Origin of the sequence: Roseateles sp. (assembly GCF_036404855.1) — a bacterium.
GTDB lineage: Bacteria > Pseudomonadota > Gammaproteobacteria > Burkholderiales > Burkholderiaceae_C > Pelomonas.
In genome coordinates this window covers 1-4,070 of the sequence record NZ_DASWYS010000252.1, presented here as the reverse complement: position 1 = coordinate 4,070, position 4,070 = coordinate 1, and the positions used below count along the sequence as shown (strand labels likewise).

The window sequence follows — 4,070 nt, the reverse complement described above, 5'->3', positions numbered from 1 at the left end:
CATCACGACCTGCGTGAGCCGGCGCGCATCGCCAAACACCTCCACCGGCCCCGGCGACAGGCGCAGTACGAGGTCCAGCTGGCGTGACTGGGCTGTGGGCCGCGCGGTGTCCGCAGCTGCGCCGACGATGGCATTGAGATCCACCCGTTCGACGTTCATCAACTGCTTGCCGGCGACGATGCGGCTCATCTCCAGCAGGTCGTCGACGAGCACTGCCTGGGCCTGGGCATTGCGCGCGATGGCCTGGATGCCACGCTCCTGCATGCCGGGCTGTACGCCGGGATGGGTGAGCACGTTGACCCAGCCCAGGATGGCGGCCAGCGGCGTGCGCAGCTCATGGCTGTTGGCGGCGACGAACTCCTCCTTGGCACGGGCCGCATGGTCGGCGGCGCCCCGGGCGGCCTGCTCGGCGGCGAGCAGCTGTTCGCGGCGCAGCTGAAGCTCACGACGGTCGGTGATGTCGTGGAAGTAGACAGAGAGCCCGTCGTGCGAGGGGTAGCACTGGCACTCCAGCCAGCGCTCCGGCACGCCCGGCGCCATGGCCTCGAAAGACACGGCCTGCCCCCGCAAGAGGGTGCTCTCGAAACCGGCCTCGAACTCGCCCGTGCCGAACACGTCGGTGCGATGCCGTCCGGTCAGCTCGTCCGTGCGCCGACCCAGCAGACGGGCCCCCTGCTCGTTGACATAGCCGATGCGGCCGTCGCGCTCGACCAGCAGCAGCCCGTCGGTGATGCTGTTCATGACGGCGCGCAGCCGGCGGTCGGCATGCTGCAAGGCCTCGGTACGCTCGGTGACGCGGCGCTCCAGCGTCTCGTTGAGATCGCGCAGCAGCTCCTCGGCGCGGCGGCGCTCCTCCACCTCCGCCCGCAGTGCCAGGTTGGTACGCCTGAGCTCGCGGGTCTTGCGATCCAGCTCGGCGAACACGGCCACCTTGGAGCGCAGCACGGCCGGGTTCACCGGCTTGTGCAGGTAGTCCACGGCGCCGGAGCCATAGCCCTGCAGGCGGTGCTGGTCCTGGTCGAAGTAGGCCGTCAGAAAGATGATGGGCAGGTGGGCGTTGCGCTTGCGTTCCTTGATCATCTGCGCCAGCTCGAGGCCGTTCATGTCGGGCAGCTGGATGTCCAGCACCATGACGGCGAACTCGTATCCCATCAGCGCGAGCAGTGCCTGGTCGGCCGACAGCGCGCGCACGATGCGGTACCCCGGGTCGGCGAGCACGCTTTCCAGCACCAGCAGGTTGGCGGGCTCGTCGTCGACGATGAGGATGTTGGTGCGCTCGTCAGCACCCGCGGCCTGCTCCAGGAGCTCGCTCGTCGCCATCGCGTTCACCGGTACAGCCACACGCGCATCAGCGACAGCAGCTGCGCCGTGTTGACGGGCTTGGAGATGTAGTCGCTGGCGCCGGCCTCCAGGCACTTCTCGCGGTCGCCCTTCATGGCCTTGGCCGTCAGCGCGAGGATGGGCAGGTTGCGGAACTCGGCATGCCCCCGGATCTCGCGCATGGTTTCGTAGCCGTCCATGTCCGGCATCATGATGTCCATCAGCACGAGGTCGAGGTCATGCTCGCGGCGGATGACTTCGATGGCGGCGCGGCCGCTGGTGGCGGTCAGCACCTGCATGTCCTGGTTCTCCAGCAGCGTCGTCAACGCGAAGATGTTGCGGGCGTCGTCGTCCACCACCAGCACGCGTCGCCCACGCAGCATCTCGGAGGCTCCGTGCAGCTTCTGCAGGATGTCCTGCTTGTCCTGCGGAAGCCCCGTCACGACGCGGTGCAGGAAAAGTGCCGTCTCGTCCAGCAGCCGTTCCGGGCTCTGCACGTCCTTGAGCACCACGCTCTTGGCGAGGGTGCGCAGCTGCTTTTGCTCCGGGCCGGTGAGATCCTTGCCCGTGAAGACGACCACCGGCACCGCGGCCAGCGCCGGATCGGCATGCAATTGCTCGAGCAGCGTGAATCCGCTGACATCGGGCAGTCGCAGGTCTAGCACGATGCAGTCGAACGCCTGCTCGTGCAACGCCCGCAGCGCCTCGGCGCCGCTGCCGACCGCCTGCAGATCGATGTCCTCGTGCCCCAGCAGCTCGACGATGGCCCGGCGCTCGACCTCATCGTCCTCGATGACGAGCAGCCGCTTGGTCCGCGGCACCGTGAAGTCGCGGATGCGGTCCAGCGCGGCCTCCATCTCCTCGCTGCTGGACGACTTCACGACGTAGCTGAAGGCCCCATGGGCCAGGCCATGGTTGCGGTCCTCTTCGGCGACGCTGAAGATCTGCACGGGGATGTGGCGGGTCTGCGGATCGAGCTTGAGCTGGTTCAGCACGGTCCAGCCCAGCATGTCGGGCAGGAAGATGTCCAGCGACACGGCCGTGGGCTTGTAGCGCCGCGCCAGCTCCAGCCCCTGGCTGCCCTTGAGCGCCACGAGCCCCTTGAAGCCGCGGTCCCGCGCCAGGCCCAGCACGATGCGTGCGAAGTGGGGGTCGTCCTCGATGATGAGCAGCACCGACTCACCCTCGACGAGGTTCTCGCGATCGTCGGCCACCTGGGTCTCGCGCACCAGCGGGAGCGTGCCCCGCAGCGCGGCGTCGGGCGGGCGGCCCCGCTCGGGGGGAGGCGTGCGGGCGCTGGGGGCCCCCGAGAAGTGCAGCGGCAGGAACAGCGTGAAGGTGCTGCCGTGGCCGTGCACGCTGGACAGGCGGATCTCGCCGCCGAGCAGAGCCGCGAGCTCACGGCTGATGGCCAGGCCCAGGCCCGTGCCGCCGTACTTGCGCGAAGTGCCGGCGTCGGCCTGCTGGAAGGCCTCGAAGATCAGGCGCTGCTTCTCCGGCGCCACGCCAATGCCGGTGTCCTCCACCGCGAAGGCGAGCACCTGCTGGGCCTTGGTGAGCACCGGGTGTTCGGTGCTCCAGCCCTCGCTGGCCAGGCTGACGCGCAGCTCGACGTGGCCGCTCGCCGTGAACTTCACCGCGTTGGACAGCAGGTTCTTCAGGATCTGCTGCAGGCGCTTGGCGTCGCTCTCCATGCTGCGCGGCAGGTCGTCGGCGAACAGCAGGCGCAGCGGCAGATTCTTGGCCTCGGCCACCTGGCGGAAGTTGCGGTCGATGTTGTCGCGCAGCGAGGCGAAGGGGATGTCCTCGATCTCCACCGTGACGGTGCCGGACTCGATCTTGGACAGGTCCAGGATGTCGTTGATGAGGTGCAGCAGGTCGGAGCCCGACGAGTTGATGTTGCGCGAGAACTCGACCTGCCGGGCGGTGAGGTTTCCATCGTTGTTGCCGGCCAGCTGCTGGCTGAGGATGAGGATGGAGTTCAGCGGCGTGCGCAGCTCGTGGCTCATGTTGGCCAGGAACTCCGACTTGTACTTGGACGTCAGCGCCAGCTCGGCGGCCTTCTCCTCCAACGCATGGCGGGCCTGCTCGACCTCGGTGTTCTTGCGCTCCACCTCCTCGTTCTGCTCGGCCAGCAGGCGCGCCTTGGTGCCGAGCTGCTCGTTGGTCTCCTGCAGCTCCGTCTGCCGGGACTGAAGCTCGGCGGTCAGCTGCTGCGACTGCTTGAGCAGGCCCTCGGTGCGCATGGTGGCCTCGATGGTGTTCAGCACCACACCGATATTGGCGGTGAGCTGGTCGAGGAAGATCAGATTGGTGGAGTTGAAGGGACTGAGCGACGCCAGTTCGATGACGGCCTTGGTGTGGCCCTCGAACAGCAGCGGCAGCACCACGATGCTGGAGGGCGGGGCCGAGCCCAGGCTGGAGCTGATGCGGGTGTAGTCCGGAGGAATATCCCTGATAAGGATGCGCTGCTTCTCCAGGGCGCACTGGCCCACGATGCCCTGGCCCAGCGGAATGCGCCGCGGCTGCTCCGCTGATTCCCGCGCGTAGCCGGCCAGAAGCTCAAGCGTCTGCTCCCCCTCCTCCGTGAGGGCTATCTGATAGATGGCGCCCTGCTGGGCCTGCACCAGCGGCACCAGATCGGACAGAAGGGTTTTGGCCACCGTGTAAAGATCGCGCTGTCCCTGCATCATGCTCGTGAAGCGGGCGATGTTGGTCTTCAGCCAGTCCTGCTCGCGGTTGCGCTCCGT

The 4,070-nt window shown here is 67.7% G+C and carries 2 protein-coding genes; both read right to left on the bottom strand.

Translation table 11 applies throughout. The features are described from left to right. Positions 1 to 1,320, bottom strand: a 1,320-nt coding sequence (locus tag VGF12_RS16585; RefSeq protein ID WP_331177152.1) for a response regulator, incomplete at its 3' end; no start/stop codon positions are given. A 5-nt stretch (positions 1,321 to 1,325) separates the two neighbouring features. Then, positions 1,326 to 4,070, bottom strand: a 2,745-nt coding sequence (locus VGF12_RS16580) for a response regulator (RefSeq protein ID WP_331177151.1), incomplete at its 5' end; no start/stop codon positions are given.